Raw genomic sequence first — 16,095 nt, 5'->3', positions numbered from 1 at the left:
TCCAACTCTTTTACCTACTCATAAAGTTCCGATCGACAATTTTAATACTTTGGCTTCTCAACTAAGACAAGCTGGTGCTAAGTTTCGTTCTTCTATCCACAAACAAGACGCTACGATCGTTTTCTCTCAATTGCCTGACAAGGCTTTATCCATCCTAGAATCTGGTGCTAATTTTCAGGAGAATTGTAAGGCTGATTTAAGTAGTCCTACACTAACACAGGTCAGCAACATTGCACGGGAAACTTCTGAGTTTACCTCAAATATAGAATTTGTAGAACGTCAGGAAGTGAGCCATTCTGAAACAGAGCTTCTGCTTGCAGAAACTCAACTAACAGAGGTGGATAATACCACTGAGTCTGTGGAGGTAACTGGAGAAATTTCGCTGGATGAACTTGTGGGAATTACTCCGAGAGAATCTGTTGATATTGTGGAGTCATCTGAACCAAATTCAATGGATAACTTAATAGAAGGTTCTGCGCCTGAAATAGCTGAATCTGTGGAAGATTCTGAAAAATTTGTTGAGTCTGGAGAAAGCGCATTAGAGCTTGTGGAATCGATTGAGAAAACTTCGATGGATATCCCAAATCTAGCTACAGAACAGCAACTTTTGGAACTGAGTAAAACCAAGCTCAAAAAGTTAGCCAACAAATATGGAATTGAAGGTCGAACTAAGTTAGAACATCACGAATTGGCTGCTGCTTTAGCTAACAAAGTTCCCCTCGATAATCTGTAGATTTGGTAGAAAAATGTTGAATTTATCATATTTCTGACAACTCCTTGGTTGTCAGAGGTATTTTTTTGCTGACGCATCTTAAATTCTGAAAAGTTTGGAGACTCCTAATGTCTATTTCACTTGGTTCACTTGGAATTCGCATTAATCGTAAGAAGCTTTTGTCTCAAGTAGTTGAATTAGCAGAGAATAGGCGCTATTGGCAAGCAGTAGCGGATTCGACTACTGAAGCTCACGATGCTAAGTTGGTTCGTAGTCAAGTTTATCAAACTTTGGCTGAAGCTGATAATCAAGAGCTTTTGGAATTGGCTTGTCAACTGCTGACTCTTAATGAAATTGGTCGGCGAGCTAACGAGACTTTTGAGCGTATCCAAGAGTACAGAGCTAAGACGGCTGCTTAATAAATATTACCATCAATCTAACGCATCTAACGGAGATTGATGGTAACTTCTCAACTCATTTTAAAGTGGCGCTGTCGCGCTGTCAAAAAGAGCATTACTGGGGAAATTAATATGTCTGATAACCTCAATATTATCAATCTTGTTGGTCGAGTTGGTCAGAAGCCAGAAACTCAGTATTTTGAGAGTGGCGCTGTCCTGACAAAGCTTTCTTTGGCTGTTAACCGTCGCACTAGCAAGAAAGATTCGGAGCCTGATTGGTTTGCGGTGGAAATTTGGGGTAATATCGCGGAAGTGGCTGCTAATTACACTGATAAGGGCAGCTTAATCGGTATTCAGGGTGAATTGAAGTTTGATGAATGGACTGACCAAGTTACTGGTCAACAGCGAGTTAAGCCTGTTATTCGGGCTAATAATCTGGAATTACTTGGCTCTAATCCTAATTCTAACTCTCTGGCTAATTCTCCTAATTCATCTGACCAAACTAATTCAGAGCAAAGCGATTTCTAAGCGAATGGCATTTCTATAATATGTAAGCGTTCAGCCTTCAGGTATCAGCGAGGAAGCTTCGGTCGGGAATTGACTGTCTCTTCTTAGGGGCAAAATAAAGAGAGATTAGCGCTAAAAGTCGAATTAGCTGACTGCTGACTGCTGATAGCTGAACGCTTACTATAATATTCCGGCACTTTTATGGTGTCGGGATATTTCTTATGGCGCAGAAGCGCTTGATTTTTTGAACCAATAATGGGAAAATACCATGAATAACGCACAATTAAGAGTTCGGATTGATTCTCTGCAAGCTTCTCACACTCAAGATGGAACTTTGAATGTTTCTGGACAATGTTCGTTTAAATATTACGATCGCTCTGGATACAAGGTACGTCCACTACGGTTTCAAGCTTATGGGGAAGCTGCTGTTGCTCTCAATAATGGGGGTGTTGGCGCTGTCCATGTTGTATCTGGGCGACTCAATATTTTCAAGCCCAATGATACTAATCCCAATCATCAAATGCTGTTGACTGTGGAACGAACTGTTGTGGTTGGGGGACAGCCTACTTCTGGGTATACTCCGGTTATTCCAGTAGTTCCTGCTGCACCTGTGGGGGCTGTTGCTGGTGTAGGAGCAAATATTTCAGTACCTATTCCTGTCGCTAGTAACGGTAAAGCTACCGCAGAGTATAGCGAAATTCCGTTCTAGCGGTTTTACTGCGTTTGTCAAAACAGGGAAGAGGGAACAGTTTTCCCTGTTCCCTCTTTCATAAATAATAGGATGGCTGATTATTGGTAACAAATCATGCAGGGTTTGCATCGCGCTCTTAAGTTTCCCTTAACTTCCGTTATATTTACATTTTCCAAATCATCGCAAGTTTGTGCAAAAATTTGATCAAATGCCCTCAATGGGGTAGATGAGCTTTGGCGATCCGCTGTTTGAGGAGTTGCTGACAGTGGTGAGCGCTTAAGAACAATGGAAAATTTTCCATTGGGCCAAAGGGGGACTAACAAGCACTCAACTTTCAGGTTAAGTCTAGTGATTTTGCGGGAGTTACTGGGAACCCTAAAGTAGAAGAGCAATCCCATCCTTGTGATGCAAGGAACAGTGAGGCCATAGCTGCCCAAAAATGTCTATTTGAATATGCAAGTCAACCCTAACGATTTCCTACCACAGAGACGACCATTGCCAATTATTGTACTGGCAGATGTCAGTACCAGCATGGAGGGCGAGAAGATTGATACCCTCCATACTGCACTGGCTGAAATGCACCAAAAATTCAAGGATTTACACGATACTCGCAGTCATCTACACACTAGCATCATTACATTCGCCAGTAACGCTCAGCTACTTCTCCCTTTGACTCCTGTAGAAGACGTTCATCTACCTACTTTAACTGCCAGCGGCACAACATCTATGGGAGCCGCCTTCAAAATTGCTCTTCAGCTACTGGAAGATGAGCAGCAGATGCCGAAACGTTCTTATCTGCCTAGTATAGTTCTGGTTAGTGATGGTCAGCCGAATGATGATTGGGAGGAACCGCTCCAAAATCTATTAGATTCCGATCGCGGAGGACGTGCCGTTCGTCTAGCTGTTGGTATTGGTGATGATTGCGACTTTGATGTACTTAAAACTTTCGTTAACCATCCAGAAATTCCAGTTGTGCGTGCGACAGAGGTGCTTAAGTTGATGGACTTCTTTCGCTTCGTCACTATGTCAGTGATGGCACGTTCAACAGCTAGAAATCCCAATTCTTCTGGCAATTTACCGCTTCACTTGCTTAATGATGACGATTTAGAATTTTAAGTGGAGGGGTAAAAGTGACCAAATTCTCTTTTCCAAAACCGGGTGAAATTGTTCGAGATCTCGAAGGGCGACGTTACAGGCTAATTGAGCAGCTAAATGAAGGTAGACAAGGAGCCGTATTTACTACTGAGGATGCCAGTATTCTAGTAAAAGTTTGCCGACCACCCCAATCTAGACATACCGATGAAACTCGCAAACAACTTCGCCTGCTAACACGACGGAAGTTAGACATAAATTCCTTAGTATTGCCTCGCGCTGTTTTAAATGAGCCGTATTTAGGCTATGTAATGGATCGAGTTCAAGATTCCATCCCCCTCTCTAACTTAGTTTATCCACATCCACACGATCGCAACCCCAACTGGCACGCCTCAACAGGTGGGTTACGTCGCCGTTTAAGAATTTGCGGCGAGTTAGCCAGAACCTTTGAGCAAATTCACCGTAATGGTTTATGTTACGTGGATTTATCCTGGCAAAACGTTCTTGTTCCATCAGACCCAACGACAACATCTATTAAACTCATCGACCCTGATAACTTAATTATTCCGGGAACCTCCTTAGCGGAAGTTATAGGGACAGAACAGTTTATTGCTCCAGAACTTTTAAAAGAGTCTCGTTTTCCCAATCATGCCTCAGATCGCTGGTCTTTGGCAGTAGCAATTTTTTACCTATTAGTGCTAAACCATCCCTTTTTTAGCGATGAAGTAATCTACGGTGAGCCAGAACTTGAGGAAATTGCTCTGCGGGGTGAGCTTCCCTTTATTTATTCCCAAGATAATTATTCTAAATCCTCCAGTCCTGGTTTACCAAGGAGCAAGGTGTTAACTCGGAGACTGCAAAAACTTTGCATCCAGGCGTTTGAATCGGGTGTATTAGACCCTTGGGCGCGACCTTCTCCCGAAGAATGGTTAAGTGCATTAGAAGAAGCTGCCGATCAAACAGCACTTTGCTCAAAATGTAATGCTACTTCCTATTTACCAGATATCCGGGGAGCTTCACTTGTTTGTGACTGGTGTGGTGAAAAAAGCGATCGCCCTATCGAACTTGGCTTCTTTGATTCAGATCCGTCTATTGATGACTTGGATGAAGATGAAATCAAGGAACTTAAAAGAATCAAAAAATCACATCGGTTTGTATTAGATAAAAGACAAAAAATGCTTCCTAAGCGTTTAGTAGATAACGATATCGAAACTACGGGCTACGTTGCACAGTTTGGTATTCCACGGAATAGTAATGGCTATGCACTAAAAAATTTAAGCCAAGATACTTGGTACACAAAAGATGCTAGGGATCAGTCATTGTCTTGCCCTCCTGGTGAAATTGTCTGGCTATTTGATAAAACATTGATTGTCTTTCCTTCAGGCATTAGAGCAAAAGTGCGAAATCCGTCTAGGGGAGGCCAATTATGAAATTATTCGACCTCAAATTCGGCAAACTGGTAAGTGGGCGTTTCTTAGCGCGGCGAATTGTTGGTAGTTTTAAGCTAGGGAATGGAAAAAACTGGGAGAAACAATGGGAAGATAAGATTGTTGAATTACAGCGAATAGACGAAGATACTCTATGTTTTCAAGTCGCTAACGATCGTGACTCTGAAACAATCGTTGAACTTGAACCAGATTCGACCGATGCTAAAATTCTGCTTTCAGAACTGGAATCAGGACATACTCTGATTGTCGGCTGCATTATGAAAGCAACAGACAAGCACATTGAAATTGAAGGGCGTTCCTTTAATGTACCTAACTCTGAGATTCCAGTTCAGTTACAAGTTGCTCTCACTGATGAATTTATTGAAACAGTTGTCATGCGTAATTGGCGCAATGTGAAAAATTTTAACGATAGCAAGCGCCGCTTAGAAGAAGAATTCATTCTTGATAAATTAGGCTATTGGTTTGTAACATCAGGTGCCAAAGATCCTGAGTTTCAAAAGGGTTTTTCTGTATTAGGGAAATCTTGGTCGCTCAATTTAACTCCTCAAGAAGATGGGCAGCTTGTAACGGAAGCAATGAAACGGCAAGGGCGTAACTTGAGCGATCGCGCTATTTATTTAATGCGCCAACCGTTAGAATTTTGCGACCAAACTGTTGCTAGCAAAATGCGATCGGCAGCTATTTCTGCTTTGAGTAAAGTTGTTCAGGAAAATGATAGCTGGATAGCCAGTTGGAAGCGGTATAATACTGAAGAAAATCGCATTTTAAAAGAGCGTTTTGGCCTGTTGTCTCCTTTACCATACCAAGGTAGACCAACTTTTATAGGTGAAGATAACAGTAGAAATTTACTAACTTTTGACTTAGAACGCTCTGCGAACATAACGCCTTGGCTCAAACATATTTCAGGCGATGGGCTTCCTGTAACCATACAAGATAACGCAAGTATGCCTGAAGCATTATTAATAGGGTATGACCATAAAACTCATCGCCTTACTTTGGTTTGGGAAGGCGAACAAGAACCCCCCAAAACTGGAGAAATTTCTCCCTCAATGGCTCTTGAACAATCTCGAATTCAGAAGCGTGAAAAAGCACTAACTACTTTAGAAACAGCTCGCTCTGGCCTTCCTTATTTGGGTCTAATTCTGGAAGGCAAACCATTTAACAGAGCAATTCCTCGTCAAAGAAAGCAACTAACTAAAGCTGCACGCAAAATTTTTGGTGAAACTGGGCCAACACCCGCTCAGGAAAAAGCATTAAGAATTGCACTAAGTACGCCAGATATTGCACTGATTCAAGGGCCACCTGGAACCGGAAAGACGAGAGTCATTCAGGCGTTGCTGACGATGCTCAATGAGGGGCGAGATACAGGTGAAGTGCTGGAAACAGTTTTAGTGACGAGTCTCCAACATGAAGCAGTGGATAATGCGATCGCTAGTATGAGTATTGCTGGACTTCCAGTAGACAGACTAGGGGGCAAAAAAGGGGAAGACCGAGGCTCTGAAATGATTCAAGCTTGGAGAAATCAAGTTATCCAAGAAGTCCGTTCTCACCTCTCCACCGAACCATCTCCAACTCTGGTATTGATTGACCGACTCAAAGGCTACCTTTCCCATTGGCGCACCTCAGCAGGAGGACGTGAAGGAACCCATGAAATTCTTTTAGCTTTTCGCAATGCAGCAGAACGCTTTTTATCAGTTCAGCGAATTTCTGAACTCGATCGCCTTGCGAGTACTGCCCCAGTCATTCAAAAACAAAGTCAGCCAATAATTGAAGATCCTGATGATAGAGATGAACTAGAGCGACGACTTAATCAGCAATGTACCACAGAAGAAAGTTTTAAAGACGATGGAAATCGGCAAGCTCGACGACTGCGACGTTTCTTAGAGCCTTATTTGGATAACCTTTCACCGGATATTATTGAAGCGGTAGAAGTGGCAGTATCTTGGAACGCAGAAAATACAACTTATTCGGAACCTTGGTTATCTTTACAGAGTGCCTGCATCGGCATTCGCCAACAATTGCTGGAAATTCCTGTCACTCAAGCCATTGCTGAACAGGATATTTCTGATGTGGAAATAGAACAATGCCTTCTAGCAGCTATTGAGGAAATCGAGGTAGTTCGCGCCCAAAGCGAAGAAGGAATACAAGAAGCACTCGAACTATTTGTGCGAGATTTAGAGGAAGATCCAAATTATGTTAGAGAAGTTATTCGGAAATATGCACCAATCCAAGCAACCAGTTGCGGACAAGCAGACTCAAAATGGTTAGGAATGGATAATCGAACCTTCACTTTGGTTATAGTAGATGAAGCAGCAAGAGCAAATCCCCTAGATTTACTCATACCAATGGTCAAAGGACGACGAATTATCCTAGTTGGCGATCACAAACAACTTCCCCATGTGTTGGAGCGAGAAATTGAGCAGAGTTTAGCTAAAGAAGGTGATGAGAAGCTACGGGAAGTTTATGGAAAGAGTTTGTTTGAAAGGCTCTGGGCATCCCTTCCTCAACAAACAGTAATAGACGGGATTGAGCGGACGGCTCAATTGACAGATCAGTTTCGGATGCACCCTACGATTGGGAAATTTGTCAGCGATCGCTTTTATACAGAAAGCCCCATTAATTCAAGCTTCGTCAAACCAGAAGCACGACCGAATTACACAGGTGCTTACAATCAAAAACCTGTTGTTTGGTTAGATGTTCCAGCTAATGAAGGAGGTGAAAATCGGGCTGGAAAATCTAGTTGGGAAAGACCTGCTGAAGTTAGCTGTATCGTGGCTGAACTTCGCCACATTTTACCTCGAATTGAGGAAAAATATCCTGACTTCGATCCAAGCCAACCTGCTGGAATGGTGGGAGTAATTGCATTTTACTCTGCTCAAGAAGAAGCACTCAAAGAGGCGATCGCCAATCCGCGTGACGGTTTACCTGACCATTTACAACGACGAGTACGAGTTGGAACTGTCGATGCTTTTCAAGGACGCGAGTATGATGTCGTATATCTCTCCACAGTTCGTAGTAATCAGAACGAATCTGTTGAACAACGCCTTGGTTTTACCGCATTACCGAATCGGCTTTGTGTTGCATTCAGTCGCGCTCGATGTGTCTTGATTGGAGTAGGAGATGCCGCTTGTGTTGCTGGGATGCGTCCTGATGGTACACCTTGGTCTGAGCCACTAAAAGCTTTTATCGATCTCTGTAGCAGTGAGGAAGGGTATGCAGATATCTAAACGCGAAGATAACAATATGCCCCTTGAATTTGACGACGATGAGTTACTTTTTGAGGATGAATTCATCCCCGATAACCTCATACCTTTACCTAGCAATCATCTATCCGGTGGAGAATCTAACACTAGGCTAGAGCAAGGTGTGGGAATTCTCAGATTCACTCAGCAAAAAGAAGAAGCTGAGAATCAGAATCGAAAGACTATTTTTATTTTATGGCCTGTTTATGGATGGAGAATTGCTGCTCCTCAAATAATAACTAGGCAGCTAGATTTCCTACAACTGACTTCCCTACGTTTAGGTCGTGCTGGAGTTATACGCCATCAAGACCAAGCTAAATTAATGGGACAGCACAAAGATTGTCTGTGGAATGTGATGATGCAGTTGAAGGAGCAAAATTATCTTGATAGCAATGGTCGTTTGACAGAAACAGGGAAGAAAATTCTCAGCCAGGAAGGTGAAGTAGAGGAGGAAAGAACAAACTACGGTTGGATTTTTCAAGAAGCGACAGCCGGAGAATTACTTCCATATTTTTATACAGAAAATTTCCGTTTCGCCGACCCCCAACGCTCAGAAATTACCGAAGCTTTTCAACTTCCTTGGATACGACAAAAGTTAGCCCCTCTTAATGCTTCTAATGTTATATCGGCAATAGAAACTTATCGTCGTTTGCTCAAACGAATTCAGATCGATCGATCAATTAACGACCCGGATAATACCCAAGCCGATATCTGCGAATTTACTGATATTAGTGAACTAGATAATCTAGTGCCTAAGAAGGACAAACAAGCGGAACAATTAGAAAAATTTCGAGTGCGTATTCTGAGCCAGCGATCGCAACGTTTCTACTTGTTAGTTTCCTGTACAATTGAAGGCTCTTATCATGGTTTGTTCTCTCTCCGTTGTCCCTTTGGACTTCCGGATGGTTTGCGTTGGGTGCGTTTGCTAAACTTCGCCGCATCTCAATGTGAAGAGGGCAAAAAACTTGTAGAACATTTACAATCTCATAGCCGTGAAATCTGGAAGCTTAAGCAACCTCCCCATCTTGAGCCTGTTACTGTAGCACGCCAAGTTTACAATAAAGTAGCTTTGGAAATTGGACAACCTCCCAATCGTTTATGGCATCGAGTTTGGGAAGAAATCGAACGGGTAGAACAGTCGCGATTGCTTTTGGAACGTGGATTTGATGAGGTAGATACCACCATTACCCGAATCCAAAGAGTTTTAGAACAGTTGATGATATCTTTACTACAACTTGATTCAATTCCTAATAATATTTGGGAAGCATATAAACGGGGGTATACTTTTAAACAATGTCTGACAGATACAGTTCAAGCTTGTGGAATAAACGAGATTCCAGAGCGAATTATATGTACAAAAATGGGGGCGATTCGTAATGTTATTAATGGCGGTAAAGATTCCTTACGTCCTTATGTGGCTACATTTTTGTTGTCAGCCAGTCGAAAATCTAGCTTACATAGACGAATTCTTGAATATCTACTAGCAGAAAATCCTACTTTTTTGTTAGATGCAGATCGAATCGCTCAAAATCGCAACCAGTTCGGCGCTCATGCAGGCGGAAGTCACAACGAGCCAATCATTTTGGTTGAGGATTTAGTCGAAAAGATGTATCAAATTGTCCGTTTAGTTCTTCAAGCGTGGCGCTTGACAATTAGCTAATTATACTAAGAGGTACAAATGGGTAGAAACAATAGACGTTCAACTCGCTCCAATCAGCCTTTACAACAACCCTCGACGGTAGCAAATCTTGTAAAGCCTGATGGTGCTGTTTCACAAAATCAAAATTCATCAACTGTTAATCCTCAGTCTCAAGAAATACAAATACTTCAAGAGAAAATTAACGAACTGGAATTTCAATTAGAGGTACAAAAGGAAGAATCTAAAGCCAAAGAAGCTGAAATTATCAAAAGAGAACAGGAATTAGCAAACAAGCAAGCACAAGCTATTAATGGATTTAAAGAGTTAGAAGCATCTGCTCGCCAGGAATGGGTTATTCAAAAAGAACGGGAAATAGAAGCAGAGCGGGAACGGATTGTTAAAGTTGCTGAACAGGAAGCAGAAAAAATTATCAATACTGCAAATACACAAGCAGAGCGAGTATTGAAGGACGCTCAAAAGTTTGAGGCTAATGCTCAAAACAAAGCTGATAAGATTATTGAAGGGGCACAAAATTTGGCAAACGAACATCGCCAAAGAGCCAGAGAACAAACCATTCAAGAAATCCAAAACCGAGAATCTGAATTAGAATTACGTCGTAAAGAATTTGATGCTAAGCAGCAATCAATTGAAGCAAAAGAAGAGAATATTCGCAAGTTAAAAAGAGACCTTGAACGCAAAGAAGAAGACCTTGAAGATGAGAATAACTGGCTTGCTGAACAAAAGAAAAAGCTGCAACAAAAGGAACGAGAACTAGCAGACCGTGAAAATAATTGCTCAGAAGAAGCAGTCAATAATTTAAGAGCAGAAAAGGCAGTAATTCAGCAACAGCTTGATGTTATACAAGAGGAAAGTTATCGGCTTAGAAAAGAACTAGAAAAAAGTAAAAGTATTCTTCAAGCTGCATCTGGTTCACCAGAAAGGCTATTGCAAGAGAATACGCGACTAGAGACTAAACTTCAAGAATATGAACAAATTCTTGATCAATATCCTTCAGAAGCAGAACTTGCTGAATTGCGGCGTCGTGCTGAAGCGGCAATTGATTTCGAGGCTATGTATCGGGATTTACAAGCTAGGGTTGATGATTTAGAACGCATACGCCGCCTGCAACAAATAGAAAGGGTAGAAACTGAATCCCTTCGTAAAGAGAGGGATACGCTCAAGTTGCTCAATGAATATCTAAAAGAACAAATAGAAGACTTAGAGCGGATGCTGGGAAATCTTAAAGATAAGAAAATTCAAGCATTTGCAAACTTTGCTGAAATGGATAGTGAGACTGATAATGCTACTGACAACATTAATAGGGAAACTGTTAATAACTTTAATCAGTTGGCTCGGCAAACCCGTGCTTGGATGGCGAATTTACCAACTCGCGAGGCATTAGAAAAGGGAAAAGCCGAAAGTACGCTGTTTGCTCATTATTATGATGAGCATACGATTCAAGCTTTTATTGCTTCAATGGCATCTTCCCGATTAATTATTATCCAAGGTGTGAGCGGTACAGGTAAAACTAGCCTACCAGAATATTTTTCTTACGCTGTGGGAGGAAAATTTGCCAGAATTGAGGTGCAGTCTAGTTGGCGAGATAAACTTGATTTAGTAGGCTCTTACAATTCTTTCTTTCGCGTTTTTAATGAGTCTCCTTTTTCGAGAGCGCTCTATGAAGCTGGAACAGAACGTTACCGAAAATATCCCTATTTCATTGTATTAGATGAAATGAATTTATCGCGAGTGGAATACTATTTTGCCGATTTTCTTTCGATTATGGAAGGTCGCTTAGAAGATAGAGAAATTGAGTTATTGAATCACGATCCTACAAGCGGTCAGCTTCCTAAAGGACTTAAATTAAAAAATGGGGCTGTGAGACTGCCAATTCCCGATAATGTTTGGTTCATTGGTACTGCCAATACAGATGAATCAACTTATGAAATTACTCGGAAGGTATATGACCGCGCTCAAGTTCTGCAAATAGATGAACCATTTCAACAAGAGAAATTACCCCCGACAGAAGCAGCTAGTCTGAATATTTTAGATTTTTACAACGCTAAACAGAAAGCGATCGAAAATTTTCCTAATACAGATGGAGTAGCCGCTAAAGTTTGTATCGAGGAAATTGGTTTAGCACTGCATGAATATTTCCAAGTAGGCTACGGACAGCGTTTACTCGATCAACTATTTATCTTTCTTCCTACATATCGAGCAGCAGAGGGTTCGTTAGGCAAAGGGTTAGACCACTTTATAGCTAGAAAGTTACTTTGGCAAATTCAAAATAGAACCGATCCAAATGTGCGTTCTGGGCTGCAAGAAGTAAAAGATACAATTGAACAGAGTTTTGCTAAGAATACCCTGGGAAATGCTTCGATATCTCTGAAGTTGCTAGATAGCGAGATTAATAAATTTAAACGGTAGACTTATGGTGACTGTTTCCTTACTTAATCGTTGGACTGGGAAGTTAGAAGATGTTCAATCTGGCGAATGTTATCATTTAGACAGCATTGATGACTACCGGATACGCATTGCCTTCACTTCTGAAGACGGCGAAACTGAAATTGTACTCAACGACAAGACTCTGACTCGACAGCAAGAAATTCCTCTCGACTTGCCTATTTTAGTTGATGCCGAGGGATACTGCTCTGTGCGTATTTTCCAAAGCGGAGGAATGCTTATTGGGCGGTATAAGTTCAAAGTACCATTACGAACGTTACTTGATGAGGCGATGGTAACTGCTTTGCATTTATTTGCAGATAGAGCTAGAGAACTTTCACCTAGCTTATCAAAAGAAGAATTAGAGCGTCTGCCGTTTTTTTCTCCCGGTACTATTCGCAGTTCCCTGATGGATGAAGAAGTGTTGAAAATTGACGAGGCGATCGCACAAACTCTACCCTCTTTAATCAGAATATGTAATAAACCTAGACGTACCCTAATGGTCGAGCGTCGAATTATGCCGATAGACCGTGCTAGACGTATTCCACCCGATGCGATCGATCATCTAGCATCTCGACCGGAATTATGGCAATCTCGCACCGCGACTCGGATTACTCCTGCTCGAATCAGAAGTGAAGTACCCGAAGAAACCCTAGACTTATATGAGAACCGCGTGGTTTCCACGCTAATCAGACGGTTACTACGATTGTTAGAGCAGCGACTTCGGGAAATAGATCGGGCTTACTATCAAACTGAGACGTTACATGAAAATCTATTTACTGGTTATCAGTACAATCGGTTCCGGGAACAGAGACTGAGATTGCTTTGGGAAAATCTGGATACGGTACATGAACAAGACTATTTGCAACAATACGAGAAATCCAGAGAACTAAAAGACAAGATTAGCCTTTTATACGCTGAGATCGGTAGTTGTTTAGACTCTGTTCTTTATAAAAATTTATCTGGTAAGCCGGATGTGGTATCACCACTAAAGCCGACCAATATTTTGAGGATGGATGCTGACTATCGACGCATTAGCCAGTTGTGGGAAATACTCGACAACTTTCAACGTTCTCCTAACTTAGCAGAGGAAAGTAGGAATCAGCACGACATCCAGTTAGATTATGCCAATTACATCTATGGCTGTGTACTGTTAGCTTTGCGTTGGATTGGCTTTGATAGTGCAAAAGCTAAAACTGAGAACTTTCCACAAGAATTAGATTTTGCCCAGGCGCTACAGTGGGAGGGGTGGACTGTAGTGGTACAGCCGCCCGATCGCAAAACGTTTAATATTAATATCGAGTTCAGTTGGCAGTCTGTTAATAGTAAGTTTGTTAGTAGTAAACCATCGACATCATCTCATCCAATTCGTACTCGACTGATAGTAGTTCCAGTGGCGCGATCGCTCTTTGGAAATCAAGATGAAGTAAAAAAGACTTTAGATACTCTTTATCAGGCTGCCATTAATCAAGCAAGCAAAACCAATCAAGTTCCCAAGCAGCGAAACTTCAATAACGATCGGATGCAGATTTCCGTGTTGCTGGTACACCCAACCGATCCGCGCGATAGGGAAATGAGCGAGAATATAGCATCAGAGTCAATTCAGCGAATGTTGAACATTGGTGAAAACTTTATGAGTCCAGAGGATTATAAGTCCTTTGTTTTCACTTCAGGTCGTGTTGGTATGATGCCTGCTAGTCCTTTGGATTTAAGTACATTGGAGCGATTTCAACGTTTTTTACGTTTTCACACTTTGGGTGTAGATCTGCTGTATGGTATTCATCCTTCTTTATGCCCAGTATGTCGTTATGACCTCAGTAGTGTACGAGGGCAATTTCAGCATAATGAAGGTAAATGCCCTAACTGCGAAGCTAAGTGGAGCTGGCGAACCTGTAGTAATTGCGGTGGTAAAGTTCCGAAGCTTGAACCGTTAAAAATGAAGCCGCTAACCCCAACAAAGGGAATGCTTCCCTACGCCGTTCATGCGATGGCACGGGAACAATTGTTAGGACGAGATCAGCTTTCGGCTTTATGCGAGTCCAATGAAGTGCCAGAATCGGGACGCATTAGGGAGATTTGTCCCCACTGTGGAACTTGCCCGGGACGGGGTGAGACGGTAAAAAATTGCCCAAGATGTGGTAACGGTTGTTTCAGTCAGGGATAAAATTTAACAGATTTATAGATTCTGTCGTCTCCAAGGGAAAGGGCGACTCATGACAACATTTCAGCTTCGGAAAGCAAAGAGAGTTGAGTCGCTTGTCTATTAACGGGACTTAAACGGAAGTTCCCCGTTGACAAACAAAGGTAGGACAAAGGAAAAATCTTTTCGACCTGCGGCGCATAGCAGTAGTTAATAATTTCCATATTTTGGCGCAACTTTTAATTCAATCTCCTCGAATTTTTGTCTAAACAAAACTTTTGTTAATCAACGACTGGGATTAGTATCACCTCAATGATTACCAATTGGGAAGAGTGTTAGATAAATTATATGTTGCTGGATAGTCACATTTTCGCCATAATTGCCTTGGCTGCTGCCGAAAAATTTCAGGAAAACCTGGAGACTTCAGGGGGCGACAAGCGCCCCCAAACCCATATAGGCAAAGGGTTTCGCGACAGAACCCCCGTCGAAAAATTCCCTACTTATTGAGAACAAACTCTATATAGAGAAAAAGATATGCAATTGTGATAAAAAGAAAAGGTCTAGTTAATCTCACAAGACCCTATCCAAAATGATGCCTTCATTCTATCAAAAATATTTGGAGAGATATCTGAAGCCAGCACAGTTAGTTACCTTGAAGATGTTGGTATGGTTGTTACAATCCCAAAAACAAGTCAGGATAGAACGGCTGGCAGCCACCTTGCCGTTACCGATTCTAGAAAGTAGTCGCCGTCGTCATATTCAACGTTTCTTATCTTTAAGTAAACTAAGCGTATTGGCCTTATGGTTTCCGATTATTAAAGAAGTAATATCTCATCAAATAAAGCCGGGGAGCCAACTGATTATCGCTCTAGATAGAACCCAGTGGAAAGAAAATAATGTTTTGATGGTGAGTGCAATTCATCAAAAAAGAGCTTTTCCCATATTTTGGATGTTATTAGATAAAAAAGGAGCTTGTAATTTCGCGGAACAAAAACAAGTATTACGTCCAGTCATTCGCTTATTAAGTAAGTATAAATTAGTAATTATTGGGGATAGGGAGTTTCAGAGTATAGAACTGGCGCAATGGTTACACCGTCAGCATCTTGGCTTCGTATTTCGCCAAAAATGCACCACTACTTTCCGCCAAAGAAGACAGTCGTTTCAACCTTTAAGCACTATCCCAATTCAACCGGGTATTCATTTATTTTATCATCATATTAGTTTGACACAAAAAAAGGGCTTTAATCGGTTTAATTTAGCTGTTTCCTGGAAGAGAAAATATAAAAGTAAACAAGAATCAGAGCCTTGGTATTTATTGACTAATCTCCCAGAGTTGAAGAGTGCGATTCGTATTTATAGTCAACGTTACGGCATCTAAGCTATGTTTAAAGATTGTAAAACGGGCGGTTATAATCTTGAAGATTCCCAAGCATCGCCTCATAGATTAATTAGCTTAATTTTATTAATCGCTTTGGCGATGACTTCCGCCTGGTTACAAGGTAAAAGAACTAAGCTACAGGGACAACAAAAATATGTTTGTCGAATTCAAGAGCCTGGTAGAACTCGAAGGAGACATAGCAACTTTTGGATTGGCCTTTATGGGGAAAATTGGTTAATTGCTTTTTACTCCTGTCAGTCATGGGTCGAGGAAATGCTTAATTATACCGCCAACAAAAAATCATTTTATCAACAAGGCTTGAGAGCTATAACCCTGATCCACCAACCTCTCTAGCTTCGTTGTCACCCCCTGAAGTTAGTTCCCCATCAGCGACAATGGAGGCAGC

12 protein-coding genes are annotated in these 16,095 nt (G+C 41.6%); all 12 read left to right on the top strand.

The features are described from left to right. Positions 1-733, top strand: a 733-nt coding sequence (locus H6S82_RS01380) for a hypothetical protein (RefSeq protein WP_206756841.1), incomplete at its 5' end; no start/stop codon positions are given. 107 nt (positions 734-840) lie between these two features. Further along, positions 841-1,131 (top strand): hypothetical protein, encoded by a 291-nt coding sequence (locus H6S82_RS01375; protein ID WP_190462468.1) that lies wholly within the window; start codon positions 841-843, stop codon positions 1,129-1,131. Positions 1,132-1,170: 39 nt separating this feature from the next. Then, positions 1,171-1,638 (top strand): single-stranded DNA-binding protein, encoded by a 468-nt coding sequence (ssb, locus tag H6S82_RS01370; RefSeq protein WP_322111848.1) that lies wholly within the window; start codon positions 1,171-1,173, stop codon positions 1,636-1,638. Between the two features lie 247 nt (positions 1,639-1,885). Then, entirely contained in the window at positions 1,886-2,326 is a 441-nt protein-coding gene (locus H6S82_RS01365) for a hypothetical protein (protein ID WP_191055950.1), read from the top strand. Between the two features lie 477 nt (positions 2,327-2,803). Further along, positions 2,804-3,424: a VWA domain-containing protein gene (locus H6S82_RS01360; protein ID WP_190462472.1), complete on the top strand. Its 621-nt coding sequence runs from the start codon at positions 2,804-2,806 to the stop codon at positions 3,422-3,424. 14 nt (positions 3,425-3,438) lie between these two features. Then, complete coding sequence (locus H6S82_RS01355) at positions 3,439-4,830, top strand: hypothetical protein (RefSeq protein ID WP_190462473.1); 1,392 nt, start codon at positions 3,439-3,441, stop codon at positions 4,828-4,830. Further along, complete coding sequence (locus tag H6S82_RS01350; protein WP_190462476.1) at positions 4,827-8,075, top strand: AAA domain-containing protein; 3,249 nt, start codon at positions 4,827-4,829, stop codon at positions 8,073-8,075. Before H6S82_RS01355 ends, H6S82_RS01350 begins: the two co-directional genes overlap by 4 nt. Continuing rightward, positions 8,062-9,750: a hypothetical protein gene (locus H6S82_RS01345; protein ID WP_190462477.1), complete on the top strand. Its 1,689-nt coding sequence runs from the start codon at positions 8,062-8,064 to the stop codon at positions 9,748-9,750. Before H6S82_RS01350 ends, H6S82_RS01345 begins: the two co-directional genes overlap by 14 nt. Before the next feature lie 18 nt (positions 9,751-9,768). After that, on the top strand, positions 9,769-12,156 hold the full coding sequence (locus H6S82_RS01340; protein WP_190462479.1) for an AAA family ATPase: 2,388 nt from the start codon (positions 9,769-9,771) through the stop codon (positions 12,154-12,156). A 4-nt stretch (positions 12,157-12,160) separates the two neighbouring features. Beyond that, entirely contained in the window at positions 12,161-14,335 is a 2,175-nt protein-coding gene (locus H6S82_RS01335; RefSeq protein WP_190462482.1) for a DUF2357 domain-containing protein, read from the top strand. Positions 14,336-14,900: 565 nt separating this feature from the next. After that, positions 14,901-15,689, top strand: a complete 789-nt coding sequence (locus tag H6S82_RS01330) for an IS4 family transposase (protein WP_199315128.1) — start codon at positions 14,901-14,903, stop codon at positions 15,687-15,689. A 3-nt stretch (positions 15,690-15,692) separates the two neighbouring features. After that, positions 15,693-16,043: a hypothetical protein gene (locus tag H6S82_RS32630; RefSeq protein ID WP_199315129.1), complete on the top strand. Its 351-nt coding sequence runs from the start codon at positions 15,693-15,695 to the stop codon at positions 16,041-16,043. Positions 16,044-16,095: the final 52 nt, after the last annotated feature.

Origin of the sequence: Planktothrix sp. FACHB-1355, from assembly GCF_014748295.1 — a bacterium.
Classification (GTDB): domain Bacteria; phylum Cyanobacteriota; class Cyanobacteriia; order Cyanobacteriales; family Aerosakkonemataceae; genus Aerosakkonema; species Aerosakkonema funiforme_A.
The sequence above is the reverse complement of the archived record's forward strand: the minus strand, read 5'-3'. Positions and strand labels throughout refer to the sequence as shown.